This window comes from Sphingobium sp. (assembly GCF_003248505.1).
Taxonomy (GTDB): Bacteria; Pseudomonadota; Alphaproteobacteria; order Sphingomonadales; family Sphingomonadaceae; genus Sphingobium.
On sequence record NZ_QFOA01000024.1, the window covers coordinates 1 to 25,452 of the forward strand.

Below are 25,452 nucleotides of genomic sequence, written 5' to 3' on the forward strand. Positions count from 1 at the left end.
CTATCCCCGATCTCGTCCGACACCCGCCACCTCGCTAAAAGAGCGGCAATCATCCCGGCGAATGGGCACCGCGCAAGGCGGCCCTCAGGCCCCGCTTACACCCTTTCGTGCGATCCGTCGATGACAAACATGCGTCGGGTGCAGGTCAGCGCCAGACTTGCGACGGGCCGGGATGCGGCCTTTACCGCTGCAATCGATGAACCGAACGCTTTCGACGACGCGAAAACACGATGGCGGCCTGCAAACTCGGCCAAATGGCAGGATTGGAGCAGCCGGACCGATACTCAGCCGAACTGTCTATCTGCCCACAGGATAAAAGACCGACTTCTGATTTTGATATTCGTGCAGCCAGTCAGGGCCATATTCGCGTCCGATACCGGATCGTTTATAGCCGCCGATCGGTGCATAGGTCATGCGCCCGGTTCCGCCATTGAGCATGACGCTTCCCGCGCGGATTTGCATTGCCATTTCATAACCCTTGGCGGCATCTGCGGTTTCGATGCCGCCGTTCAGGCCATAGCGGCTATCGTTGGCAATGCCGATCGCCTCTTCGTCTGTATCGAAGCCAATGACGCAACCGACCGGACCGAACACCTCTTCCTGGGCGATCGTCATGCTGTTGTCGACATCGTCGAAGATCGTGATATCCGTAAAGAACCCTTTATCCAGCCCCGCCGGACGGCCGCCCCCGTGCACGATCCGCGCGCCTTCGTCACGACCGATGGCGATCAGTCTTTCGACCTTTTCCCGCTGGGACTGGCGGATCAACGGCCCCATCGCCACGGTGGGATCGGCAGGATCGCCGATCTTGAACTGTGCAGCCACCGCGCAGGCGGTTTCGACGAATGCCTTCCTGATGCTGTTATGGACGACGAGCCGTGTGAGCAGGGCGCAACCCTGGCCCGCATTAACCGAAAGTATGGCGACCGCCATGGCCGCCGCCCGAGCGACATCGGCGTCGTGACGGACGATCAAAGCGGATTTCCCGCCCAGTTCGAGATGCACGCGCTTCAATGTCGGAGCGGCTTGCGCCATGATCGCGGCCCCCACACCTTCCGACCCCGTGAAGGTGACGAGGTCGACCCGCGGATCGCTGGTCAGGGTCGTGCCGACCTCCGGGCCGCCGGTCACGATATTCAGCACGCCCTTGGGCAGGCCAATCTCTTGGGCGATCTCTCCGAACAGCAGCGCTGAGAAGGGCGTGAAGGGCGACGGTTTCAGCACCATCGTATTGCCGGCGAGCAGTCCGGGCACGATCTTCGCCAGATTGATGAGGAAGGGGAAATTATACCCGGTGATCGCTGCAACGACGCCCACCGGTTCACGAACGACAGTCGTCCCCCCCATTTTCCTGGGGCCGTCCGGATTGAAGGGATCGGGCGTGATGTCGATGGGCAGGCGCACACTGTCGTCACGCGTCGAATGATCGAGAGCGGCCAGCAGATGGTCGAGCGGATTGGCGACCTGCATGCCTTGGGTAATGCCTTGCGAACAGCCGACTTCCGCGACGATCAGCGCCGCGATCTGTGGCCTGCGCCTGTCCAGGGCCGTATGCATCCGCCGCAGGTATGTCGCGCGTTCAGACATGGCCATGCGCGGCCAGACTCCTGCGTCGAACGCGTCGCGCGCAGCCGCAATCGCCGCTTCGACGGCTTGGGCGTTGCCCACCGGCGCATGGCCGATCACCGCTTCGGTGGCAGGATTGATGACGGCGTCGCGGTCGCTGCCTCCATCGACCCAGGCACCATCGATATAAAGCTTGTCAAAAGCGGTGAAGGGCACGGTCATATCGTAGGTTCCCGATGAGGCCGCAGGATCATGTCCGCAGCGTTGAGCGCAATGGCCATGGCCGGCGCGTTGGTGTTGCCCGACACGATAGTCGGCATAATAGAGGTATCGATCACGCGCAGGCCGGTGGCGCCCCGCACACGCAGTTGCGGATCGACGACCGAGCCTTCATCCGATCCCATCCGGCACGTCCCGCAAATGTGAAAGGATGTGCCGCCCAAGGCAATGGCGTTGGCCAGAATGTCTTCATCCGCCTCGATCCCGACGGTCTTGCCGGTTTCCTCAACGATCCAGTCCTGCAACGCAGGCTGTTGCGCAAGGCGGCGGAGCCAATGAAACAAGGCGACAAAACGCCGTCTATCCGTTTCGGTAGCCAAATGATTGGCATCGATGGTCGGCGGAACGTCCGGATCGGCCGAGCTTATCCTTATATGACCTTGGCTATCGGGGCGCGTATAATAAGCGATGACAGTCATGCCCGGGTGCGGATCGAGCGCCACCGCCCCCTTGTCGTCCGTACGAAAGGAATAAAGACCCATGCCGACTTGAGCGTCAGGTCGGTCGAGCGAGGGATCTGTCTTGATGAAACCGCCCACTTCATGCGCGGCATGCGTCAGCGGGCCTTTCGACCCGACAGCGTAGCGCAGCGCCGACATGATGAGGCCCAGACCGGACAATTTCCCGTTAAGGCTGTTAGACCGTACCTTGTAATTAAAGCCCAGATAGCGATGTTCGCGGAGGTTGGCGCCCACGCCGGGCGCATCCACCACGACCGGTATGCCCAGTGGTTCGAGCAAGGTCCGAGGCCCGATACCCGATAATTGCAGAAGCTTGGGGCTTTGTACCGCGCCAGCCGACAGGATGATCTCCCGCCGGACCATGACCTCGTGCACGCCTTCTTTGTTTCGCAACACGACACCGCTGGCCCGCTGCCCTTCGAACACGATACGAAGGACGTCAGTTTGAGGCAAAATGTCCAGATTCGATCGCCCGCGCACCGGCTTTAGAAAAGCGCGGGAGGCGGAAAATCGTTTGCCGCGATAGGTGGACGTCGGCTGATAGCCCATGCCGCCCTGGGTCACGGCCGGGATGTCGTTCATATCGTCGACCCGCTGCGTTCCTGCCTGCTCGGCAGCCGTCAGGAAAGCTTCGCACAGCGGGTCGCCAGCGGGGTGCATGCTGACCTTGAGCGGCCCGCCGGTGCCGCGCCATGCCTTGGCGCCCAGTGCATGGTCTTCCAGCGAGACGAAATGCCGACCGATCGTCTCCCAGCCCCAGCCTGCGCAGCCAGCCGCTTCCCACCCGTCGTAATCTGCCGGAGCACCGCGCACATAGACCATGCCGTTGACCGAACTGGACCCGCCCACCGTGCGCCCCTTCAGCCATAATTCCCGAGGTGCGTTACCGCCGGGCGAAACCGCATAATCCCAGACATGGGGATTGCCCGGTGCCAAGAGTTTGCCGATGCCGCGAGGCATGGCGATCAACGGACTGCTGTCGTCCGGGCCCGCCTCCACCAGCAGAACCTTGACGGTGGGGTCTGCCGACAGGCGATTCGCCATGACACAACCCGAAGATCCCGCTCCCACGATGATATAGTCATAGCAATCGGCTGGCATATTAGCTCTTTTCTTCGAATGACCGGACAAAACAGCAATGACGGGTCCGGCTGACCTGTCGGCAGGAAGGGTAGCTGCGGAGACATGTTTCGACCGAATGCCAGGGGGCGACCAGGAACATACCAGTCGATGCATATGACCGCGCCGGAACTGCCGAGCGTGACGAAAGCCACCTTTCCATCCGCGCGCCCGAAGCAGATGTTCGTCACCGGGAAATCGCCCTTTTCAATCCGCCGATGTGCTCCGCCCTCAGGCGGAAAGATCAGTACAGCCCCTTGGCCGGGCGATGCACAGCAAATACGCCCCGCGCTGTTCACGGCCATACTGTCGTTAAATTGACTGAGGCCCGCCCGACGATGACGCGCCTGTCCGGGGCGGATGCGATCATAGATCAGAGCAACATAAAGGCTGCGTCCGTCGGACTGCGCGATCGGTCCTTCCGGCATCAGCGGACCCGTGCGAAACAGCTCATGGCGCCCTCTCGCCAAAATTATGCAGATCGCGCTGCTCCCGCATGGATATTTGCACGATCTGGCATCGAACCCACCTTTCGACAGGTAATTCGTTACGCGAATTAGCGTCATGCTATCCTCATACCCAGTCCATGAGGCGGGATAGTAAGCGAGAGGATAGCGGTACGGCCCACAGGCAGATTCTCATCGGCAACGATCCAAACGAGGCGGTCCGCATCGGTAATGACCGGCGGAGATCAGCACGGATGATGTTGAAAATCTAGATAAAGCGGCAGGCCGGCAGAAGACCGGCTTTTGATAAAAATGGTTATTCTTTTGACCATTCGGGAGAAGATAGAGTGAAGGGACTGCGACGTTTCCTACTGCCAGTCGGCCTGTTACTTACGACATCTCAAGCGGCGCTGGCTCAATCTTCGGTCGCTGCCCCCCAGGATGGCGCCACCAGCGACATTGTGGTGACCGCGCGCCGTACCGCTGAAAATATCCAGGAAACACCCGTTTCCGTCGTAGCGTTCGGAGCCGATTCGCTGCGACAGGCCAACATACGCGATACGCAGGATTTGCTGGTCAAGACGCCTGGCGTGTTTCTGGCGGGTTCGGGCGGTCGCGAAAACACCAATTTCTCCATCCGGGGCCAGTCCAAGGCTCTTGCAGGCAACAGCGCGCCCGGCGTCATTAGCTATTTTGCCGAAGTACCATCCCCCACCACAGGGTCCAGTATTCCGACTTACGATCTGTCGTCGGTTCAGGTGCTCAAGGGACCGCAAGGAACCTTGTTCGGTCGCAACACGACCGGCGGCGCACTTCTTTATTATCCTACTGCGCCGGACTACAAATTGGGAGGCTATGCCAAGGCGTCCTACGGCAATTACGACGCCCGGCTGCTCGAAGCCGCAGTCAATATACCGCTGACGTCCGACACGCTGGCCGTTCGCATTGCCGGTCAGCTCCAAAAGCGCGACGGCTGGACCAAGAATATCGGTGTCGGCGGAAACCCGGACGATCTCAACTCGCGCGCGATCCGCGGGTCGATCCTGTTCGAGCCGAGCGCTGCGTTCCGCAATACGCTGATCGTCGATTACTACCACAATGACGCGGTCGGTGGCGCGTCCGTGCTTACCAACGTGCTTCCGGGGCCGAACGGGCTAACGGCAACGGGCACGGCCAATGCGGCGCTGGCCCAACTGGCGTTGCAGCGTGCACGCGGACCACGCGTCATCAACTCTGATGTCGATGCGTTCGAAAAGGTAGAGCGGTTCGGCATCACCAACAGGACGGAGTTCGATCTGTCCGACGACATTACTCTCATCAATATCTTCGGCTACCGACGGACGAAGATCGACTATTATTCCAGCGTCGATGGATTGCCGACCTTGATCGCCGACGGAAGCGGCGCGATCCCTGCCGGTCTGCCGGTGACGATCGTGGGCGGGCGCCAGACTTCCGACGTCCGACAGATCAGCGACGAAGTGCAATTGAAGGGATCGGCACTCGGCAATCGGCTCGACTGGCTAGTCGGTGCCTTTTATCTCGATAGCAAGCCGCGTGGACCCTCGGGCAGCTATATTCCCGTCTTTACCCTGCCCGGTATCACCGACGCGCGATTCAACTATAGTTTCTATACCGAAAAGAGCAGGGCGCTGTTCGGCAATGTCAATTATGAGATCGCGGACGGGCTTCACGTCAATCTGGGCGTGCGCCATACCTGGGACAAGATCGAGGCTTGTGTGGGCGGCGGCCTCAACAACCAGCCGGTCGTCTCGCCAGATGAGTGTGCGAATGGTGCCGCAGTCATTCGCAATTCAAGCGTCAACGAAACTTCGTCCAAAGCGCTGACCTGGCAATTGGGTGTCGATTGGAAGGCGTCGGATGCGGTCTTCCTCTATGCGGTCACGCGACGGGGCTATCGCGCCGGCGGTATCAACAGCCCGACCCTGGCCGGGCGGCTGGTACCATTCCAGTCGTTCGCTCCTGAAAAGGTCACGGATGTGGAGGCCGGCGTCCGATCCGACTTCACTGCCGGCGGTGTCAAACTGCAATTCAATGCTTCGCCCTTCGTCGGTTGGTACAACAATGTACAGGTGCCGATTTCAGGGCTCAATACGCAGGCAAGTTGCAGCACGACCGCACCGGGGGGAACGAACCCACCCAGATCGCCCGACGGCGATTGCGACGCGAGCAACGATCCGAGCGGCGGGACGCTGCTGGTCAATGCCGGCAAGACCCGAGTTGCGGGTATCGATCTTTCGACCCGCATCCAGCCTACATCGACTTTGGCGTTCGACGCGGGGGCGACTCTTCTCGATCTGAAATCGCGTTCGCTGACGGTACCTGCCGATCTACGCCCCTATCTCGCAGCGCTCAAGGTTCCGTTCAATCTCGTCGCAAAGACAACGGTCACGGCGGGTCTGCGCTGGACATTGCCGGTGTCGCCCTCATTTGCAGAGACGGTGTTCAATCTGGATTATTACCATTCCAGCAAGGTCCGCTCCTCCGACCAGGTTCTCCCCGCTTACGATCTGGTCAATAGCCGCCTGGATCTGAACGGAATCGGCGACAGCCGAGCCGACATCAGCTTTTTCGTGCGCAATCTGTTCGATAAAAAATATCTGGCGTCGAGCAATGTGGGATCGGCGGCGCTTGGAATATTCAGTGGCTTCTATGGCGCGCCGCGCACTTATGGCGTGGAGGTACGCTATCGTTTCGGTGAATGATCAACGAAATACATGCCGATGCGTCGCTTAGGGAAGCGGGTGACGCATCGGTCGGATATAAAGGCAAAGATCGAGAGGATCGTCGATGGCGCAAACCGAAGCAGATCAGGATCAGGCCGAAAGCAGCGGGCAATTGAGCCGATGGCTGGAGGATGTGTTAGGCTGTTCTGAAGTCGTTCTGGAAAAACAGCGACGTTGGCGCCCGGTCTGGCGCGCGAGCGCGATGCAGAATGGATTGAAGCGCGAGTTTCTGCTGAAAGGCGACCGCACTTGGCCCACGCATCCCTATCCGCTCGTATATGAAATGCGCATGCAACGCGCTCTGCATGAAAACGGCATTCCCATTCCGGCGATATTGGGCATGTGCGACCGGCCCAACACCATCGTTATGGATTGGATAGACGGTGGTCGCGACCCAGGACTTGTCCAACAGGCGATCGAAACTGCGTCTGTCATGACGGACGATAGATGGGCTGCGTCCCTGCGCTACATGGAAATATTAGCGGATATACACCGGTTACCCAATCAGCCTTTCGTAGACGGTGGCGCCTATAAGCCCGAGGGGCCACGGGAAATTGCTTTGCATAATTTCGAACGCTTCCATGCAATGACCGACGAGCAAGGGATCACCGATCCAATCCTCGAATTCTGCGCCCGGTGGCTTCGCCGTAATTATCCGAAAGACCGCCAATCGATTTCCTTCGTAACCGGCGATTGTGGCCAGTTTCTTTCCAATGGCGATCAGGTTACCGGCATTCTGGATGTCGAGATAGGTCATCTGGCGGATCCGATGCGCGATCTTGCGTGCTTTCGCGGACGACATCCGATCGAAAATATGGGTGACGTCGCCGCTCTGTTTCGTCATTACGAAACTGCAATCGGTGTTCCGCTCGACTATGATGCAATTGCCTATCACACCGTGTCGTTTCTGGCCGAAGCCATTTACGGCCCCTTGTTCGGCATGCACGAAATGGGACGTGGCGGCGATTGGGTCGAGGCGGCAGTTCAGGTTCCGATGATCGCGCGGCGATGCATGGAAGCCCTGGCCGAAATATTGGATGTGGCGCTGGACGACATCGCGCTTCCTTCCCCGGCAGCCGCCGATCAGAGCGATCTCGCGCTCCAAAAATTGCAGGCGGAAATCGAGCGGCTGCCGGAAAGCGAAACCTTCCACGGATGGCAGCGCAATGTTCTTGCCTCTATTCCAAGCTATCTGCGCAACCAATTGCTCTATCGCGATTGGTTGCGGGACGAGGATGCCAGCGACATCGAAGAGCTTCTCGGCATGTCCTATGCCGATCCTTCGGACGGCCAGGTCGCATTGATGCAACTGATCGAAAAGAACGACCCTTCAGACGATAAGGCGCTGACGCGATACTTCCATCGAAGGATGTTGCGTCAATGTCTGGTGATCGCAGGTCCGAATGCGCCCCCAGATCATCTCGTTTTGGTGCCCATGGAACCGCTGGTGAGAAGATAGGCGCACCGACTGCATCAGCCTGAGAGAAGATAGCAGTCGCCATTTTGCAAATAAGAAGCTAGAATATGATGGTAAGTTCGCAATAATTTGCGCTATAGTTAAAATAATATTGCTGATTGATCAGATTTATCATATAATTTATAATATAACTTGGGTCGCAATATTATAATATACTATCATTTATAACGTTAAAATATCAATGACGGAGGGGATGCGATGTTCAAGGAAATTCGTTCGATCTTTTTAGTTGGCACGGCAATGAGCGCCTGTCTGACGTGCGCAGGTCACGCCGCGGAGGCGGCTGAGCAAAGTACCGGCGCCAGTTCCGAAGACAACGGCGGTGTACGCGATATCATCGTAACGGCTCGTCGTACTTCGGAAAATCTTCAGACGGTTCCGGTAGCGGTGACAGCGCTTGACCCGACAGCATTGCTCGAGAGGCAGATCGTCGAAGTGGCAGATGTGGGAAGAGCGGCACCTGGTTTGTCGGTGCAGTCCGGCGGCACAGGCAATGCATCGCTCATCTATCTCGCCATTCGCGGCAATGCGCAGAACAGTCCCAATTCGTTTTCGGATCCTGCGGTCGGCATCTATGTCGATGGCGTTTACTACGGACGCCCGATCGCAGGCAATCTGGGCCTGCTCGATCTGGCATCGGTCGAAGTTCTGCGGGGAACCCAGGGAACTTTGTTCGGACGTAACACGACCGGCGGCGCGCTCAACATGACCACCGTTCAACCGGACGGTAATTTCGGGGGCTATGTCACCGGGCGCATCGGGAACTATGAAAGCTGGTCGATCGAGTCTGCGATGACCGTTCCGATTTCCGGCAACGAATTGTCCCTGCGCATAGCTGGGCGCTATGGCGAAAGAGGCAAGGGCTTCGGTGAGAATCCAATCAGGGGAGTGGACGCCGCTCGTATCGATCACGACATTGCGGGCCGCGCCACGCTGAACTGGGAACCGACAGCAATCCCGATGACTGTATCGGTCTCAGCGGATTATGCCAATATCAAGGATACTTATAACAACGTTGCGCTGCGCGGTATCAATCCTGCGGGACCGGCGCTCGCGCTCTATTCCCGTCAGTTCGACATCGCCAGCTTCCTTCAGGACAAGAGCCGATTTTACAGGACATATGGCAATCCCAACACGGGCAACCCCAATGTCGACACACCGTTCAACTATAATAAAACTTGGGGCGTTCGTGCCACAGTCGAGTATGACCTTGGCGATGTAAAGCTCAAATCTATTACAGCCTATCGTGAAGCCAAAACCGGTGACGGCACCGATCTCGATGGAACACCTGCCAAGATTGCATCCTATGCTAGCGACTATTCTCAGAAGCAGCGCAGCGAGGAATTGCAATTTTCCGGTAGCCTCGGAAAACTGGATTTTATCTTCGGCGGATTCTATTTCAAGGAAACGGGTGACGAACAATCTCAATCGTTCGTATTCCAGAATACAGATTTTGGCTTCAATTTGACTCCGGCCAATACCAATCTGGCGACCTACAAATCGGAATCGAAGGCCTTGTTCGGCCAAGTCAACTACAGGCTGACAGAACGGCTGCGGGTAACGGGTGGGTTCCGTTATACCTGGGACAAGCGGTCGATCAACCGTATGGGATATATCGGAGGAGTACCTGGCTTTTCCGGTTCTTTCCTTTCCAACGGTCGGTTGGTCACCCTGCCTCCGGCTGGACTATGCACCGTGGGCGCCAATGCAAATCTCGTCGCTCCCGGCCCCGATTGCGTGAACCCCGTCACGGCCAAATTCAGCTATCCTGCATGGCTGGCCAGCGTCGATTACGAGTTGGGAGACGGAAAGTTCTTCTATGCAAAGACGGGCGGCGCAGCGCTGGCCGGCGGCCTCAATTCCCGGCCGACCCCACCCAATGCGGATTCCTTCGCGCCCGAAAAGGTCAAGGATGCCGAAGTCGGTTTCAAGGGCGACTTTTTCGATCGGCATCTGCGGACCAATCTTGCCGGCTTCTACATCTGGCGAAACGGCGCACAGAATATCGTCAACGCGCTGGTCGGTGGCAATCTGACGCAGTTCGTCCAGAATGCTGGAGATGTGAAGGCCCACGGCATCGAGTTTGAAAGCACTTTGATCCCCTGGCAGGGTATGGAAATCAGCGGTGCTGTATCCTGGCTGAAAGCGAAATATGCGGCGGGATCGTTCACGGCGGCCGGGCTGGGCGGCACTGTCGACCGCAGTGGTGAAGTCGTTCCACGTGCCCCGCGATGGACCTGGAATATCGGCGCAACCCAGCGTTTCCCTGTCAAGGGCGGCGAAATCGCGGTTCATGCCGACTATGCCTACACCTCTGCCGTCTATCAGGACTACGCGACCGCGGATTTGACCGCGCCAGCACTTAACGACGGCATCAACGATGCAGCGGAACGTGCGGCGGCAGTCGACTTCGTCAATACACAGAACAGCTTCAGCCGACTGAAGGCTTATGGCGTCCTCAACGGAAGCATAAATTTCAAACTCGACGGAGGCATGGAGTTCACCCTGTGGGGCCGCAACCTGACGCAAGAGAAATATTATAACGCCATCTTCAACGGTTATGGCACCTTCGGAACCGCGATCGGCTTTACCGCGGCCCCACGGACATGGGGGGCCACGGCGTCTTATCGTTTCTGAGTTCGAATGATAGGTGAAGTGGCATGAGCCACTTCACCTAGTCTTCTCACGTTGGTTCCCCCGGGTCAGGGTTGGAAGACAACGCGCTTTCGAGGGTCGAAGAATCGTGCGTAGCAGCTCCGGTACTGGTCATGATATATATGCCAGGCTACGAGAGCCGCGCCGGGAAAGGTTACCAGACCGACCGGGATCGGTGCGGCCTATCGTTCGGCAAGGAACATGGCGGGATCCGCAGCGTCAAGCTTAGGTCTACGATCCATTTTCGATAAGCCAAGGGCGAGCCTATGGGTCAACGGGACCGGCATGCCAACATGAACCTCTCGAAGGCTGATTTTCGGTCAAGCGTGTCCGCTACGCTGGCGTCGCGCATAGCCCAGGCGTCTACCGGCAAAACATAAGAATGCTGATACCGAAATCAGCCGTCGATGATGGCTGCGTCTCCGCCAGCCATCTCACAGACGGTCAACCTGCCGTTCACTTTGCAGTGGGCGGCATGGAGGAAGGCGTATCCGACTGAGGCGAACGCCATCCGAGCCCGAGACTCTTGGCAATGGCGATATAACCGTTGGCGACCTGCGCCTCGCTTTGCGCTCGCTGCTGGCGCGCTTTGTTCTGCTGCCGCTGGCTGTCCAGCAAATCGATCAGACTGACGGCGCCTTGGGCATAACGCTGGCGAACCAGTTCTGCCGCCAGCGTTGCCGCCCGATCCGCCGCGAGGCGTTCGCTCAGCGCGCTGCGCTGGCCGCGGAAGGTCGAGAGCGCATCCTCCGCATCCTGGAGCGCTTGCAGGACAGTCTGTTGATATTGGGCCAGAGCCTCGTCCCGACCGGCCTCGGCTTGACGAATTTGGGCGCGGATGCGGCCGAAGTCCAGGAAGTTCCAGCGCAGCATGGGGGTGCCGATTGCAGCGAAATCGCTGGGGCTCAGATCGCCGAGCGATGGACCGCCGAGGCCGATGAAGCCCAATAGCGACACGGTCGGAAACATTTGCGCGGTGGTGGCGCCAACCTGAGCGGTGGTCGCGGCAATCTGCCGCTCAGCCGCGCGAATGTCCGGACGGCGGCGCAGCATGGCGGCGGGATTTTCCACGGGCACTCGAGCGGGAACGCGCGGTACCGGTGCTACACGGGCAAGGTCCGCATCGACAAAGCCAGGCTCACGCCCAATCAGGACCGCGATCCTGTTCAACGACTGCTCCACCTGCGCAGATAGCGGCTTTTCCTGCGACTTTGTCTGCGCCAGCTGCGTACGAAGGCGGGCGACGTCCTCTCGGGAAGCGGCACCGCGCGCGAACATTTGTTCGGTCAGCGCTAGGGATTGCTGGTCGAACCGGGTAGACTGCATGGCATAAACCATCTGCTGCTGCTGGCCACGCAAGTCGATATAGGCTTGCGCGACCTCGGCGGCGAGGCTGACCTGCGCATCGGCCACGCGGGCCTCCGCCGCTTCCGCCTGCGCTTGGGCCTGATCGCGCTGCCTGCGTCGCGCGCCGAATAAATCGATTTCCCAACTGGCGTCAAATCCGCCCGACCACAGGCCGCCGCTCGTCGATCCGCCGCCCCCGCCCTCTGTCGAGGAACCTGTGCCGCCCGATCCACCGTTCGGGGCGCCGCCATCCCCCTGACCCCCACTGGGCTGCCCACCACCACCAGCACCCTGACCGAGGCCGAGCGGCGGCAGCCGGTAGCGCAGGTAGCTGGCGTTCGCGCTGACGCTGGGCAAGAGGTTGGCCTGCTGTTCGCGCAGGGTGGCGCGCGACTGTCGCAACCTTGCCTCTGCTATGGCGATGCTGGGGCTGTTCGCCAGCGCCTGCTCGATCAATCGATCGAGTGACGGATCGTTGAAGGCGCGCCACCATCCGGCGTCGACTTCGGGCGGCTGCGTAGCCAGATCGCCGATGCGGCGGAAGGGTGCGCCCCCCTGGGCGCCGCTGGCAACTGTCGGAGGGCCTTCATAATCCGGACCGACCATGCATCCGGCGAGAAGCGCGGTCAGGAGGAGGGGCGCCAAGCGTGGGCGGAGAGCAGAAAAAGACATCAGTGGGCAGCCATGGGTTTGTCGGGATTCAATGGCCTGAGCAACATGCTGATCGGGATCAGCGCACAGGTTATGATGCCGAAGGTGAAGAAGAGATCGTTATAGGTCATCACGGTCGCCTGCTGGCTGACCTGCTGACCGAGCGTTTTGAGCGCACGCATCATGCCGGCGGTGGTATCGCCCTGCCCGAACTGGCTGGAAATTCCCCGGACATAGGCCTGAACCTGTTCCGAGGTGCGCGACAGAGTCTCTTCGATGCGACGCTCGTGCAGGTAGGTACGTTTTTCCTGCAGAATCGTTATAAGCGCCAGTGCGAAGGAGCCGCCCAGATTGCGTGCTGCATTGAAGAGCCCCGCAGCGTCACTCGCATCGTCGGATGAAACGGAACTGACCGCTGCCTGATTGAGGAACAATAGCGCCAGCACCTGCCCAAATCCACGGAGGACCTGCCCGACATAAAAATCCCCACCGGTCGATTCCGGGTTCAGGTCTGAATCGATGAAACAGCCGACGGCCATTATCACCATTCCCAGAGATACCGCGATACGTACGTCGACCTTTTTGATGAGCAACGGTACCAATGGCATAGTCAGCAGCATCGGTAGACCGTTCAAAAGTACGATCTGACCCGACTGGAAAGCATTGTAGCCTGCCACATTGGCGAGATATTGCGGAATGAGGTAAGAAATGCCGAACAATATCGCACCGACCGCCAGTGCGCCGGCGAACACAGCGGCAAAGCTGCGGTCAAGCAGCAACGCCAGCTTGATGACGGGGCTCTTGGCCAGATATTGCCCCAGAAACAACAGGACAAACCCGATCGTCGAGATGATCGCCAGATTGCGGATCATCGGTGAGGCGAACCACAGTTCGCGCTGGCCATCCTCCAGCACTACGGTCAGCCCGCCCAGGCCCAGCGCCAGCCCCACGATGCCCAGCCAGTCCGCTTCACGCAGCAGATGCAACCGCATCGACGATCCCTGGAGGCCGATCATCAACAGGATCAGCGTCAGCACACCGATCGGCGCATTGATGAAGAAGGCATAATGCCAGCTGTATGTTTCGGTCAGGTAACCGCCCAGCAAGGGCCCGAGAACGGGGCCCAGGACCGCGGTCGCGCCGAACATCGCGGTGCCGATCGGCTGCTGATGCGGAGGGAGGCGAGTGGCAATGATCGTCATCGCCGTGGGTATCAACATGCCGCCGAAAAACCCTTGTCCGACCCGCCCCAAAAGCATCACCGAGAGCGTCGTTGCCGACCCGCACAGAAGTGAGAAACCGACGAATGCCATTGTCGCGACGACAAGTACCAGACGGAGCCCGAACACCCGTTCAAGCCACGCCGTCAAGGGTATGGCGATGATTTCCGCGACAAGATAGGCAGTGGCGATCCACGTGCCTTCCGATCCGCTGGCGCCTACCTCACCCTGGATCGTAGGCAGGGCAGCGTTGACGATCGAGATGTCGAGCGTCGCCATGAGAGCGCCGATCGTTCCTGCGAACACGGCAAGCCACGCCGCCGGACTGGCGTTACGTGACTTGCCACGGCTGGCACCTGATGCCATCAGTTCTGCGCCTCGACCTGCTGCTTGATCCGTTCCTCGCGCTGATCGATGACCTTTTTCTGTTGCTCGGCCTCGTCCTCGATCCGCTGGGAATAGCCCTGCATCGCGCGCGTATCGACTGAGACCTCGGCAGACAGGCCGGATACGAGCACGCGCCGTGCTTCTTTGCCGGCCTGTACGCGGATGCGTACCGGCACACGCTGCACGATCTTGGTGAAGTTGCCCGTCGCATTTTCCGGCGGGAGCAGAGAGAAGCGCGCGCCCGTCGCGGGGGAGATGCTCTCGACCACGCCGGGAATATTCGCGCCCGGCAGCGCGTCGACCTGGATCGTGGCAGGCTGACCCGGTCGCATCAGCGTGAGCTGCGTTTCCTTGAAGTTGGCCTCCAGATAGAGCGCGTTGAGCGGCACCACCGTCATAAGTTCGGTGCCCGCCTGCACATAGCGGCCGACGCGCACATTCTTGTTCCCGACGATGCCCGCGATCGGCGCGCGCAATACGGTAGCGCCAAGATCCACCGCCCGCGAACGGACCTGCGCCTTGGCCGCCTCCGCCTGTGACCGCGCCTGATCGACCGAAGCGCGTAGCTGGCCGATCCGGCGTTCCTGTGCGACGACCGTAGCGCGACGGGACCGGACCATGTCGGCGGACTGATTGCGTTGCGAAACCAGCTGTGCCAGCCGTTCGCGCGGCGAGGCCCCGGTCGCGGCGAGCGGCGCGTAACGATCCACTTCGAGCTGGTCATGCCGCAACTGATCCAGCGCGGCGGCAAGCTCGGCGTTCGCTTGAGCGATCTGTGCGCGCTGCTGCGTGATCTGCGCCTCTGCCGAGCGTATGTCGGCATAGGATGACGCTACCTGTGCCTGGGCCTGCGCCACATCCGCCTGCGACTGACGTGAGTCGATCTCCAGCAGCGGTTGGCCGGCGCGCACATATTGATTTTCGGCCACCAGTACGCGCATGACGTAGCCCGAAAGCTTGGGGCTGATGGATACGTCATCCGCCTGAAGATAGGCGTTGTTGGTGCTTTGCTGGAACTTGCCGTAGTTGTTGTAGTGAATCCAGTAGACGATGCCGCCGATCAAAAGCGCGACGACGACAATAACGGCGAGGATACGGAACCAGGTCTTTTCGAGAAGCGACGGCTTCTCGTCCTCTTCCCGGCTTTCCCCGTCGTCATCTTTTTCCTGAACGTTGTCGTCGGTATCCCGGTCGGTACCGCTGCCGCCTTCATCGTCGGCATCGTTCCGATTGCGGGCGTCGTCATTGTCTTTCGGCGTATCGTTGCCGGGGCGGTCTTCGGAATGGTCGGTCATGATCGCGGTAATCCATTGGCGGGAAGCGAAGGAGCGGCAGATGGCCGCCGGTGTGGGGCGAGGCGGCTACATGCCGCCATGCATTGTGGGATGGACGGTGGAATGGGACAGATGGGTCATGATCCATACGGAGCCGAATACGATCAGCAGGCTGACGAAGGTGCCGAAGGCGACCGTCATGGCATTCGATCGATTGTCCGCACCGGTCGTCAGGTGCAGGAAGAAGACGAGGTGGACGCCCATCTGTGCCACCGCCAGCGTCACGACCGCCGCAGGCCGGGCGGGGCCCCACACCAGATCGGTCAGCGCGACAATGAAGGTGCCGGCAGTCAGCAGCAGCGCGATCGCGAATCCGAGGACATAGGCCCCCCAGCCGCCCCCGTCCGCCTCGTCGTCCTTCTGCTCGCGAGAAATGCCTGGAGCGCTGTCGCGGTCTATCGTCGTGTCGCTCATGCTATGCTGCTCCAGATATAGACGATCGAAAACAGGCCCACCCAGACGATGTCGAGGGCGTGCCAGTAGAGCGCGAAGCATTGCACACGCCGCTCCACATAGGGTTTGAAACCGCGCACCAGCAGCTGCGCCATCATCGTGCCGAGCCACATCAGCCCCGCGACGACATGGACGCCGTGGCAGCCGACCAGCACGAAGAAGGCGGAGAGGAAGGCGCTGCGCTGGGGCGTCGCGCCTGTTTCCACCAGATGCTGGAACTCGCGTATCTCCAGCCCCACAAACGCAGTGCCGAGCAGCCCCGTCACGGCCAGCCATAATTGCGTCGCGGGCATATGCCGTCTTTTCAAGGCGACGCTGGCGAAGGCGCAGGTGAGCGTCGATGTCAGGAGGCACAGCGTCTGCACGGCCACGCTCTTCATATCGAAAAGCTCGGCCGGGCCGGGCCCACCCGCCCGGTTCTGCGCAAGCACGGCATAGCCTGCGAAGAAGGAAGCGAACATGATGATGTCCCCGATCAGGAACATCCAGAAACCATAGGCGGTCGTGACAGATTGGTCCGGGGGGCCGTCCCATCCGCCGTCGCGCTTGTGCGGCCAATCCGCTGTTGCATCAGCGGTCATGCGTTCGCCTCCCGCTTCAGCCTGGCGAGCGCCTGTTCGCGCGGACGGCGGGCCTCGCGGTCCAGCCGCGCAACTTCTTCGGCCGGCACCTCCTCTTCGTGGATGTCGCGCCAGGCGTAGGCGACGAAAGCCAGCACCACGCCGACCAGCGCCGCGATCACCAGCCACCAGATATGCCAGATCGCGGCAAAGCCGATCAGCGTGGAAAAGAAGGCAACGATCACGCCGGTCGCACTGCGGCGTGGTAGTTCGATCGGACGGTAATTAGGCTCCTCGGGAAACTCCTTGCTCTCCAGTACCTTGCTCTTCAGGCACCAATAGGCCTCGTCATGCTCGACCTGCGGCAGCACCGCATAGTTGAAAAAGGCGGGCGGCGAGGGCAGCGACCATTCCAGCGTGCGCCCGTGCCAGGGATCGCCCGTTTCATCCCGGAGCCTGTCGCGCGCGCGGATCGAGACGATCAACTGGCCGACCAGCGCCGCCGTGCCCGAAACGCTCGCCATCACCCCGGCCACCATCGTCCAGAGCAAGGGTGTCCACTCCGTATCGTGGATATGCTGGAGACGGCGAGTCATCCCCTCCAGCCCGAGCCAGTACATGGGCGCAAAGACCGCCGCGAATCCCGTCAAGTGCAGCCAGAAGGCGATCTTGCCCCAGCCCTCGTGCAGGCGGAAGCCGAAGGCCTTGGGGAACCAGTAGCTATAGCCGGCAATGGCGCCGAAGATGACGCCGCCGACGATGACATTGTGGAAATGTGCAACGAGAAACATCGAATTGTGCAGCACGAAATCGGCTGGGGGCACCGCCAGTAGCACGCCCGTCATGCCGCCGATCGTGAAAACGCCGAGGAAGGCGAGGCTCCATAACATCGGCGTTTCAAAGCGGATGGTGCCGCCCCACATCGTGAAAATCCAGTTGAAGATCTTCACGCCGGTGCCGACCGCGATGACGCTGGTGGCGATGCCGAACGCCGCGTTCACATCCGCACCGGCGCCCATCGTGAAGAAATGATGCAGCCACACCGTAAAGCTGACGACGACGATGAACAAAGTCGCCGCCACCATTGAGCGGTAGCCGAACAGAGGCTTGCCCGAGAAGGTTGAGAATATCTCGGAAAAGATGCCGAACGCCGGCAGGATAAGGATATATACCTCCGGGTGCCCCCAGGCCCAGATCATATTGACGAACATCATCGGGTTGCCGCCAGCTTCATTGGTGAAGAAGTGGAAATCGAGATAGCGATCGAACGTCAGCATGGTGACGGTCGCTGTCAGGATCGGGAAGGCGGCAACTATCAGCAGGTTCGCGCCGAGTGCCGTCCAGCAGAACATCGGCATCCGCATCATCGTCATGCCGGGTGCGCGCAGCTTGACGATAGTCGTCACGAGGTTGACGCCGCTCAGCAACGTCCCGACCCCCGCGATCTGGATCGCCCAAAGATAATAATCCACACCGACACCCGGAGAATATCGCGTCTCGCTAAGCGGGGCGTAGGGCAGCCAGCCGGTGCGCGCGAATTCGCCGACGATCAAGCTGATGTTGACGAGCAGCGCGCCGCTCGCCGTGACCCAGAAGCTCACCGCGTTCAGCGTGGGGAAGGCCACGTCGCGTGCGCCGATCTGCAAAGGCACAACGAAATTCATAAGGCCGACGAGGAAAGGCATCGCGCCGAAGAAGATCATCAGCGTGCCATGCGCGGAGAAGATCTGGTCGTAATGGTCGGGCGGCAGGTAGCCCTGCGACGCCCCCACCGCGACCGCCTGATGCGTACGCATCATCACGGCATCGACGAGCCCGCGGATCAGCATCAACACCGCGAGCAGGCAGTAAAGCACGCCGATCCGCTTGTGATCGACGCTGGTTATCCACTCGCGCCACAGATAGGACAGCAGCCGCTGCTTGATCACCCACCACAGCGCCACGGCCCCGGCCGTGGCCACAAGCGCGGCCGCCGTTAGCGGCAGCGGCTCATGCAGAGGGATCGCCGACCAGTCCAGACGCCCCAGCATCAGCTTTTTTCCGCATCGGTGGACGAGCGATCCTGCGGCGGCCCCGGTGCCGGAGCGACGCGTTGCATGACGATCGCATCGAAAAGCCCTGCCTGCACGGTGGGGAAACCGCTTACCTTGCGGTTACGCTGCGGACGCGCGAGCAGCGCATAGGTCTTCGCGTTCAGCGGCGCGCCGTCCAGCGCCTTGACCTGCGCGGCCCACTCAGCAAATTTCGCCGGGGATACCGCCAGCGTATCGAAGCGCATGTCGGCGAAGCCTTCGCCGCTATAATGGGCGGAAAGGCCCTCATAGCGTCCCGGCTCGGCAGCGAGCAGGTTCAGCTCGGTCGCCATGCCGTTCATCGTATAGACCATGCTGCCAAGGCGGGGCACGAAGAAGGCGTTCATCACGCTGGCCGACGTCAGCCGGAACCGCACGGGACGACCCACCGGCAGGACAAGCCGATTAATGGTGGCGATCCCCTGTTCCGGATAGATGAACAGCCAGCGCCAATCGAGAGAGACCACTTCCACCTGAAGCGGCGGCGCACCGCTTTCCGTCTCGATCGGCGCGGTCGGATCCAATTTGTGGGAGCCCACCCAGATGATACCGCCTAGAAACAGGATCACCAAAAGCGGAATGGACCAGACGACAAGCTCGACGCGACCGGAATAGACGAAAGTCTCGTCCCGCTGGGCATGGCGGTTATTGGCACGGAACCACCAAGCCGTTGCGATCGCCAGCAGGATCGTGGGGATCACGACTGCTAACATCACGCCCAGCGCGTTGAACAGGATCGCCCGGTTGGCGGCTGCAATAGGCCCTGCCGGGTGCAAAATCGACGATCCACCTGTCATGCCCGGCTCGCGTTCTCGCCACGAGCCAGACGGACAATCATTTTGTCGAACCGCGCGGCGGCTATCGATAGGGATGGTGGGCAGCGGCAAAGATCGGGACGTTCCAATTCGCTTCCGCGCCGCCGGGCATGCCTTGTCCATCGCGACGACTGCGCACATGCCGCCGCATATGCCGCCCCCGCCCTGTCGAGCGACCGCCATTGAATACATATCCTGGTGACCGAAACGACCGATCGGCCTTGAACGACCATGGTTACGCTAACTCCGGTTCCGGTCGAGTGAGCGTAGATCGGCGCCCGAGTTCGTCGCGATGCTCCGCGAGCCAGGCATCCATGGTGTTGTAGCCGATCCCCCGCAATTCCTGCAGTTTGGAAGCCCGCGTATCGGATTTGCTCGCGAGGTTGCGAGAGGCCAGTTCCGGCGCCGCCTGCATCAGATGAAGGTTGATCTCCCTCAAAACGCTCAGGGGGCCAGTCACCCGAGGCGCCTCCTGCAAAGCCGCCTGCATCTCCGTCAGCGTCTTCAGGTCGCGGAGCAGGCAGGCGTTGAAACCGATGTCGCTGATCCGCCCGATCATTGCAGGAAGCGAGTGCGATACATCCTCCACCGCGAAGGGGGTAATCTGAAGTATGAGAAGATCGGTCGTGCCATCTGCCCGCAGCAACGGATCCAGAGCGGGATTGGCGGAATAGCCTCCATCCCAATGATCCTCGCCGTCAATATTGACTGCGGAAAAAAGCTCCGGCAGGCACGCAGACGCCATAAGCGCGTCGATGTCGATCTCGTTGTTATCGAACAGGCGCGGCGTGCCGTCCGCAACACGCGTGGCAGAAATGTGGAGAGGGATGGCGTTCGGCAGGCGAAGCGCGTCGAGGTCGATCGTTTCGCCAGCGATGCGGCGAAGAGCGTCCATTCCACGCACGCCCGGCACCAGCGGCAGAAAATATGGCCCAAACAATTTTGCCAGTTGCAGCGACGAGTTGATCCAAGGATCAAGAAATACGCTAGGCAACCATCTGCTATCGAGGACGCGCATCGGGGAGTAATGGGCGACGCTGTTCCACAACCGTTCCAGCCCCGCCTTCGCGCCCTCCCGCCCATCCGTGGCAAACCCTGCGACCAATGCCGCGCCATTCAGAGCACCGGCACTTGCGCCGCTGACCGCGACGATGTCTAGATCGGCTTCGAGCAACCGTTCGAGCGCACCCCATCCATAGGCCCCGTGCGCTCCGCCGCCTTGCAGGGCGAGCGCTATCCTGGGCCTCTCTGCCACCATGCCCACTTTGCGCCCCCTTTCATGGCGGATATGTGCACCCGGGGGTATACAAATCGCTATGTCGCTTTTTGTTGCATCGCATCAAAAATTTTTGCTGCGGGGCGGAATGTTCTGCGACGCCTTGCATAATCATAGTCTCGGCACGTAGCGGATAGTCCATAGCTCGAACCGTTTATCGACGTAGAGCCCGCCTTGACGTCCGAGATACAGGCCGTCACCCTGCGATCAAATGGCAGCCTAATGTCGCGGGGCCGGCTTGCCAGTATTTAGCAGCCCGCTTTTGGCTGCGGTGCCGATCGGCCGATGAGTATGGAGAGGTAAAGATGTCGCAGCCGGTATCGGGCCGAATGGGTAGACCTACCCTGGAGGAGGCCGTCGTGCTCAAGCAGCGGATCCTTGACCAAACGCTCGCCTCGATCAGGGAAAAGGGGTCGTGTGACTTCTCGGTCAATCATATCGCTGAACTGGCCGGCGTCACCAAGCGAACGATATATCGCCACTTCCTGACCAAGGCCAACCTTATCGACGCCGTCGTCGTCCGCGAAATTGACCGGCTGCGCGACGGCCTGCTCGATGCCGACGAGGTTCGCGGTGAGGATCCTATGGCACGGCTGGAAATATGGTCCAGGATGCTGTTCGACCTTAATCTGAAAGACGAGGCGATCGCCTTTGCCGCTTTCATCGATTTCGAGGCCAATCGCGATCCTGAAATGCGGGCACGGCAACGACAGTGGTACGCTCGCGTGGTCGAGCAGGCCGTGACCCTTATCGAAGCAGCCAAACATGTGAGCGCGATCAACGCAATGGATAGCGAGACATTGGCGGTTCTGCTGATCGATCTTCTGGGCGGCGGCAGCCACCGCCATAGATCGGCATGGGCCGGTCGCGATATCTTTGCTTCAGATGCGCAACGCGAGCATTTCGCGGTCCGCTGGAAAGCCTTCTATCTGTTGACGCGCTAGCCGCGCCGACGACCTCACTTCGGCCCTGGTAAAAGCGCTTCCCCGCTGGCCGCACGCCCTATATCGGCTTGGACTCGTCCAATAATGATCCACCGCTCATATTTCGGGCAAACGATACCCGTCCGGAATGATTGGATATTAACCGGTTTATCGCACAGCGTGCGATTGACGATTGCCCAAATGGCCGATCTCCTCCTTGAAGAACAAGTGAGATCGGAACCTTGCGCCTTTTTCCACGGCCACCCGCGCACAGATGCGCTAAACCGACAGCGGCATACTCGCCGATGCATCGGCTGGAACATAGATCCCCGCTATCGCTTCGCCGATCAGCAACAGCGTGGGATCGTCATCGCTGATTGTCGCTACCAAAAATGCAAGCGCCGATAGCTGCCCGCGGATCAGCCGCTCGCTCGACAGCGACACGTTGACCGCCACCATTACCGGCGTCTCGGGATCACGTCCCGCCGCAATCAGGCGTCGCGCGATCTCGCCCGCCGCGGCGCGCCCCATATAGATGCCCACCGTACCGCCCGCCTGTGCCAGCGCCTCCCAGTCCAGCGCCAATGGCTCGCCCGCCTTCAAGTGCGCCGTGACTAAAGTCAGCCCCCGAGCCACGCCGCGCAGCGTCAAAGACGCGCTCCCGCTGGCCGCCGCAGCACTCGCCGTCGTGATGCCCGGGCAGACGCGGAACCGCACGCCAGCCTCGCCCAGATGCGCCATCTCCTCCGCCGACCGGCCGAAGATCGACGGATCGCCGCCCTTCAAACGCACCACCCGCTGGCCCTTCTTGGCCGCCGCCAGAAGCAGATCGTTGATGCTCCCCTGCGCCCTGCTATGCCGACCGGATCGCTTGCCCACGCTTACCCGCTCGACCCGGTCGGGAATCAGGTCCAGAACGCCCGGCCCCACCAGCGCATCGTAAAAGACGATATCGGCGGCGGCGATTAGCTTCTCCGCTTTGCGGGTGAGCAGGTCCGGATCGCCCGGCCCCGCGCCCACCAGCCATACCTCACCCGGCGCAATCGTTTCATTCGGCTGCATGCAACGTCTCCTGATGGGTTTCCTTCAACAGATTGGCGAGCGCGGGACGGCACGAGCCGCAATTGGTCCCCGCACCCAACGCCTGCCCGATCGCGGGCACATCGACCAACTGCCGGTCGCGGATCGCGGCGACGATCTGGTTGAGGCCGATGTCGAAACACACGCAGATGGTTGCCCCCTTGTCCGGCTGGTTGCCCGGCCCGCGTGCGGCCAGCACCGAAGCGCCCACCCCCTCCATCGACAATTGCCCGATCAACCAGTCGCGCGAGGGCAACAGGCCCGTCCGCGTCACAATCAATATGCCCGAAAGCCTGCCGTCGCAGATAATCGCCACCCGGCGCGTGCCGCGCGTCCGATCGATCGCCTCGACCCGCTCGCCCTTGGGCAGGCTGGCCTCCAGCCACGCGGCATCGCCATTGCCCGCTACTTCGTAGAGCGCCCCGCCCGGCACCGCCACCCGTGTCGCCCACAGGCAAGGCAGCGTCACGGATATATCCCCGCGCACGATCAGGAAGCCCTTCCATTCGGTCGCCACCCGTTCGACGCTGGCAGGGGTCGATTTGAACCCCGGCTGGCCCGAATGGGGATCGACCAGCGGCTGGGGCAGCAAGCCGGTACGCCCGCCGGTCGATATCCGGTCGGTCCAGTGGATCGGGGTGAAAATCTCGCCCACCCGCTGCCCTTCGCTGATCGCAGCGCGAAAGATGCTGTCGCCCTGCGGCGTCCTCACCCGCGCAAGCTCGCCGTCGCCGATACCCAGCGCCTCGGCATCGTGCGGATGCATCTCGACCAGCGGTTCCTCCCGATGTCGCGCCAGCTTGGGAGCCAGTCCGGTACGCGTCATCGTATGCCATTGGTCGCGATAGCGTCCGGTATTGAGCGTCAGCGGCCAATCCTTAAGCGGACCCGGAACGTCGATCTGGCTGGTCAAGACCAGCCGCGCCTTGCCATCTGGGGTAGAAAAACCGTTGGCGAAGGGCGCTTTCCCGCCCCAGCGAAACGGCGTCATCGCATCATAAGCGTCATTGCCGATCGTTGCCCAAGCCCGCAGGTTCAACACGCGCGCGCCGTCATTCTGATAGGCCGTCAACCGCGCATGTTCCCGCCAGATTTCGGCGGGTCGATCATAAGCGAAGGCATTGCACCACCCCATGCGCCGAGCCACTTGCGTCACGATCCACCAGTCAGGCTTCGCCTCTCCCGGCAGCGCCATGAAGGGACGCTGACGGCTGATCGTTCGGTCTGAATTGGTTACCGTCCCGTCCTTTTCACCCCATCCAGCAGCGGGCAGGCGGACATGGGCATGGGCGCTCGTGTCGGTATCGGCAACGATATCCGAAACGACAACGAAGGGGCAGGCCTCCAGCGCTTCGCGAACGCGGCCCGCATCGGGCAGCGAGACTGCGGGGTTGGTCGCCATGATCCATAGCGCCTTGATCCGCCCTTCGCCAATCTGTCGAAACAGGTCGACCGCCTTCAGGCCGGGCTTGGTCGCCATAGTCGGCGCTGCCCAGAAGCGCCCCACCCTTGCGACGTTGTCGGGCGCGAAATCCATATGCGCCGCCAGCGTGGAAGCCAGGCCGCCCACCTCGCGCCCGCCCATGGCGTTGGGCTGGCCAGTAATCGAAAACGGCGCTGCGCCCGGCTTGCCGATGCGACCGGTCGCCAGATGGACGTTGATGATCGCATTGACCTGATCGGTGCCGCGGATCGACTGGTTGATCCCCTGGCTGAACAAAGTGACGGTGCGCGGTGTCGCGGCGAACAGACGGTAGAACTGCTCCAGCAACGCCGGCGCAATGTCGCAGGTCTTGGCTGTCGTCCACAAATCATGACCGCTGCGGATATGCGGCCAGAAGTCTTCGGGCGCACTTACATGGTCCGCCATGAAAGCATGATCGATGATCCCCTTGGTCGCGCACCAAGCAAGCAGTCCGTTCATCAACGCGACGTCGGTGCCCGGCTTCACCGGGAGATGCAGGTCGGCGTCCTCGCACGTCTCGGTACGACGCGGGTCGATCACCACCAGCTTGGTACCGCGCTCCGTTCGCGCCGCCTGGATGCGCTGATACACGATCGGGTGGCACCATGCGGTGTTCGACCCGATCAGGACGATCAGGTCCGCAATATCCAGATCATCGTAGCTGGCGGGCACCACATCTTCGCCAAAGGCGCGCATATGTCCCGCCACCGCGCTCGACATGCACAAACGGCTATTGGTGTCGATGTTCGCCGATCCGATGAAGCCTTTCATCAGCTTGTTGGCGACATAATAATCCTCTGTCAGCAACTGGCCTGAGACATAGAAGGCGACGCTGTCGGGACCGTGTCGCGCGATCGTCTCACGAAACTTCTTCGCAACCAAGTCCAGCGCCTTGTTCCAACTCGCCCGGCGGGCGCCGATCATCGGGTAGAGCAGCCGCCCGGCAAGGCCCACCGTCTCGCCCAGATGCGTGCCCTTGGAGCAAAGCTTCCCCGCATTGGCCGGATGCGCGCCATCGCCTTCGATCACAACGGATCGCGGTGCGGTGGGCGTTGCGGATATCCCGCAGCCTACGCCGCAATAGGCACAAGTGGTGCGGATCGCTTTCACCATTACAGGCCT

Annotated in this window: 17 protein-coding genes; 4 read left to right on the top strand and 13 right to left on the bottom strand. The window is 60.8% G+C overall.

Features of this window, described 5'->3' with window-relative positions; all coding sequences use genetic code 11:
* Positions 1-297: 297 nt before the first annotated feature.
* From DI606_RS09915 to DI606_RS20345, 3 genes are read right to left on the bottom strand one after another with little or no spacing between them, the layout of a single operon-like run.
* Positions 298-1,788, bottom strand: a complete 1,491-nt coding sequence (locus DI606_RS09915) for an aldehyde dehydrogenase family protein (protein ID WP_293982253.1) — start codon at positions 1,786-1,788, stop codon at positions 298-300.
* On the bottom strand, positions 1,785-3,383 hold the full coding sequence (locus tag DI606_RS09920) for a GMC family oxidoreductase (protein WP_293982319.1): 1,599 nt from the start codon (positions 3,381-3,383) through the stop codon (positions 1,785-1,787). The genes DI606_RS09915 and DI606_RS09920 overlap by 4 nt, the downstream gene beginning before the upstream one ends.
* Positions 3,272-3,991: an SMP-30/gluconolactonase/LRE family protein gene (locus DI606_RS20345; RefSeq protein ID WP_367119471.1), complete on the bottom strand. Its 720-nt coding sequence runs from the start codon at positions 3,989-3,991 to the stop codon at positions 3,272-3,274. Before DI606_RS20345 ends, DI606_RS09920 begins: the two co-directional genes overlap by 112 nt.
* Before the next feature lie 227 nt (positions 3,992-4,218).
* On the opposite strand from DI606_RS20345, the gene DI606_RS09930 reads away from it, so the two are divergent.
* From DI606_RS09930 to DI606_RS09940, 3 genes are all read left to right on the top strand, one after another.
* Positions 4,219-6,594 carry a TonB-dependent receptor gene (locus DI606_RS09930; RefSeq protein WP_293982255.1) on the top strand — a complete coding sequence of 792 codons (2,376 nt, stop codon included), beginning with the start codon at positions 4,219-4,221 and terminating at the stop codon, positions 6,592-6,594.
* Between the two features lie 85 nt (positions 6,595-6,679).
* Positions 6,680-8,074 carry a phosphotransferase gene (locus DI606_RS09935; RefSeq protein WP_293982257.1) on the top strand — a complete coding sequence of 465 codons (1,395 nt, stop codon included), beginning with the start codon at positions 6,680-6,682 and terminating at the stop codon, positions 8,072-8,074.
* Positions 8,075-8,290: 216 nt separating this feature from the next.
* The gene (locus tag DI606_RS09940; RefSeq protein WP_293982259.1) at positions 8,291-10,729 is read left to right on the top strand and encodes a TonB-dependent receptor; all 2,439 of its coding nucleotides are present in this window, start codon (positions 8,291-8,293) and stop codon (positions 10,727-10,729) included.
* Between the two features lie 474 nt (positions 10,730-11,203).
* Here the strand turns inward: DI606_RS09940 and DI606_RS09945 are convergent, their stop codons facing one another.
* From DI606_RS09945 to DI606_RS09980, 8 genes are all read right to left on the bottom strand, one after another.
* A complete protein-coding gene (locus tag DI606_RS09945) occupies positions 11,204-12,739 on the bottom strand; it encodes an efflux transporter outer membrane subunit (RefSeq protein WP_293982262.1) in 1,536 nt (511 codons plus the stop codon).
* A gap of 26 nt (positions 12,740-12,765) precedes the next feature.
* Positions 12,766-14,331 carry an MDR family MFS transporter gene (locus DI606_RS09950; RefSeq protein WP_293982265.1) on the bottom strand — a complete coding sequence of 522 codons (1,566 nt, stop codon included), beginning with the start codon at positions 14,329-14,331 and terminating at the stop codon, positions 12,766-12,768.
* Positions 14,331-15,647, bottom strand: coding sequence for an HlyD family secretion protein (locus DI606_RS09955; RefSeq protein ID WP_293982267.1), 1,317 nt, complete (start codon positions 15,645-15,647; stop codon positions 14,331-14,333). The genes DI606_RS09950 and DI606_RS09955 overlap by 1 nt, the downstream gene beginning before the upstream one ends.
* Positions 15,648-15,713: 66 nt before the next feature.
* The gene (gene cyoD / locus DI606_RS09960; protein ID WP_293982269.1) at positions 15,714-16,100 is read right to left on the bottom strand and encodes a cytochrome o ubiquinol oxidase subunit IV; all 387 of its coding nucleotides are present in this window, start codon (positions 16,098-16,100) and stop codon (positions 15,714-15,716) included.
* Positions 16,097-16,720 carry a cytochrome c oxidase subunit 3 gene (locus DI606_RS09965; protein WP_293982272.1) on the bottom strand — a complete coding sequence of 208 codons (624 nt, stop codon included), beginning with the start codon at positions 16,718-16,720 and terminating at the stop codon, positions 16,097-16,099. Before DI606_RS09965 ends, cyoD begins: the two co-directional genes overlap by 4 nt.
* Positions 16,717-18,729 (bottom strand): cbb3-type cytochrome c oxidase subunit I, encoded by a 2,013-nt coding sequence (locus DI606_RS09970; protein ID WP_293982275.1) that lies wholly within the window; start codon positions 18,727-18,729, stop codon positions 16,717-16,719. The genes DI606_RS09965 and DI606_RS09970 overlap by 4 nt, the downstream gene beginning before the upstream one ends.
* On the bottom strand, positions 18,729-19,568 hold the full coding sequence (gene cyoA / locus DI606_RS09975; RefSeq protein ID WP_293982277.1) for a ubiquinol oxidase subunit II: 840 nt from the start codon (positions 19,566-19,568) through the stop codon (positions 18,729-18,731). The genes DI606_RS09970 and cyoA overlap by 1 nt, the downstream gene beginning before the upstream one ends.
* A 253-nt stretch (positions 19,569-19,821) precedes the next feature.
* A complete protein-coding gene (locus DI606_RS09980) occupies positions 19,822-20,844 on the bottom strand; it encodes a patatin-like phospholipase family protein (protein ID WP_293982324.1) in 1,023 nt (340 codons plus the stop codon).
* A 347-nt stretch (positions 20,845-21,191) separates the two neighbouring features.
* Here DI606_RS09980 and DI606_RS09985 point away from each other — a divergent pair, with 347 nt between their 5' ends.
* Entirely contained in the window at positions 21,192-21,806 is a 615-nt protein-coding gene (locus DI606_RS09985) for a TetR/AcrR family transcriptional regulator (RefSeq protein ID WP_293982279.1), read from the top strand.
* Between the two features lie 258 nt (positions 21,807-22,064).
* Here the strand turns inward: DI606_RS09985 and cobA are convergent, their stop codons facing one another.
* Positions 22,065-22,847 carry a uroporphyrinogen-III C-methyltransferase gene (cobA, locus tag DI606_RS09990; protein ID WP_293982281.1) on the bottom strand — a complete coding sequence of 261 codons (783 nt, stop codon included), beginning with the start codon at positions 22,845-22,847 and terminating at the stop codon, positions 22,065-22,067.
* Complete coding sequence (locus DI606_RS09995; protein WP_293982284.1) at positions 22,834-25,443, bottom strand: nitrate reductase; 2,610 nt, start codon at positions 25,441-25,443, stop codon at positions 22,834-22,836. The genes cobA and DI606_RS09995 overlap by 14 nt, the downstream gene beginning before the upstream one ends.
* Positions 25,444-25,452 lie beyond the last annotated feature (9 nt).

Excerpts from the sequence above, each read along its gene's own strand:
- DI606_RS09915 (WP_293982253.1), bottom strand. The coding sequence starts at position 1,788 with ATGACCGTGCCCTTCACCGCTTTTGACAAGCTTTATATCGATGGTGCC.
- DI606_RS20345 (WP_367119471.1), bottom strand. The coding sequence starts at position 3,991 with ATGACGCTAATTCGCGTAACGAATTACCTGTCGAAAGGTGGGTTCGAT.
- DI606_RS09935 (WP_293982257.1), top strand. The coding sequence starts at position 6,680 with ATGGCGCAAACCGAAGCAGATCAGGATCAGGCCGAAAGCAGCGGGCAA.
- DI606_RS09940 (WP_293982259.1), top strand. The coding sequence starts at position 8,291 with ATGTTCAAGGAAATTCGTTCGATCTTTTTAGTTGGCACGGCAATGAGC.
- DI606_RS09950 (WP_293982265.1), bottom strand. The coding sequence starts at position 14,331 with ATGGCATCAGGTGCCAGCCGTGGCAAGTCACGTAACGCCAGTCCGGCG.
- DI606_RS09955 (WP_293982267.1), bottom strand. The coding sequence starts at position 15,647 with ATGACCGACCATTCCGAAGACCGCCCCGGCAACGATACGCCGAAAGAC.
- cyoD (WP_293982269.1), bottom strand. The coding sequence starts at position 16,100 with ATGAGCGACACGACGATAGACCGCGACAGCGCTCCAGGCATTTCTCGC.
- DI606_RS09965 (WP_293982272.1), bottom strand. The coding sequence starts at position 16,720 with ATGACCGCTGATGCAACAGCGGATTGGCCGCACAAGCGCGACGGCGGA.
- DI606_RS09970 (WP_293982275.1), bottom strand. The coding sequence starts at position 18,729 with ATGCTGGGGCGTCTGGACTGGTCGGCGATCCCTCTGCATGAGCCGCTG.
- cyoA (WP_293982277.1), bottom strand. The coding sequence starts at position 19,568 with ATGACAGGTGGATCGTCGATTTTGCACCCGGCAGGGCCTATTGCAGCC.
- DI606_RS09980 (WP_293982324.1), bottom strand. The coding sequence starts at position 20,844 with ATGGTGGCAGAGAGGCCCAGGATAGCGCTCGCCCTGCAAGGCGGCGGA.
- DI606_RS09985 (WP_293982279.1), top strand. The coding sequence starts at position 21,192 with ATGGGTAGACCTACCCTGGAGGAGGCCGTCGTGCTCAAGCAGCGGATC.
- cobA (WP_293982281.1), bottom strand. The coding sequence starts at position 22,847 with ATGCAGCCGAATGAAACGATTGCGCCGGGTGAGGTATGGCTGGTGGGC.
- DI606_RS09995 (WP_293982284.1), bottom strand. The coding sequence starts at position 25,443 with ATGGTGAAAGCGATCCGCACCACTTGTGCCTATTGCGGCGTAGGCTGC.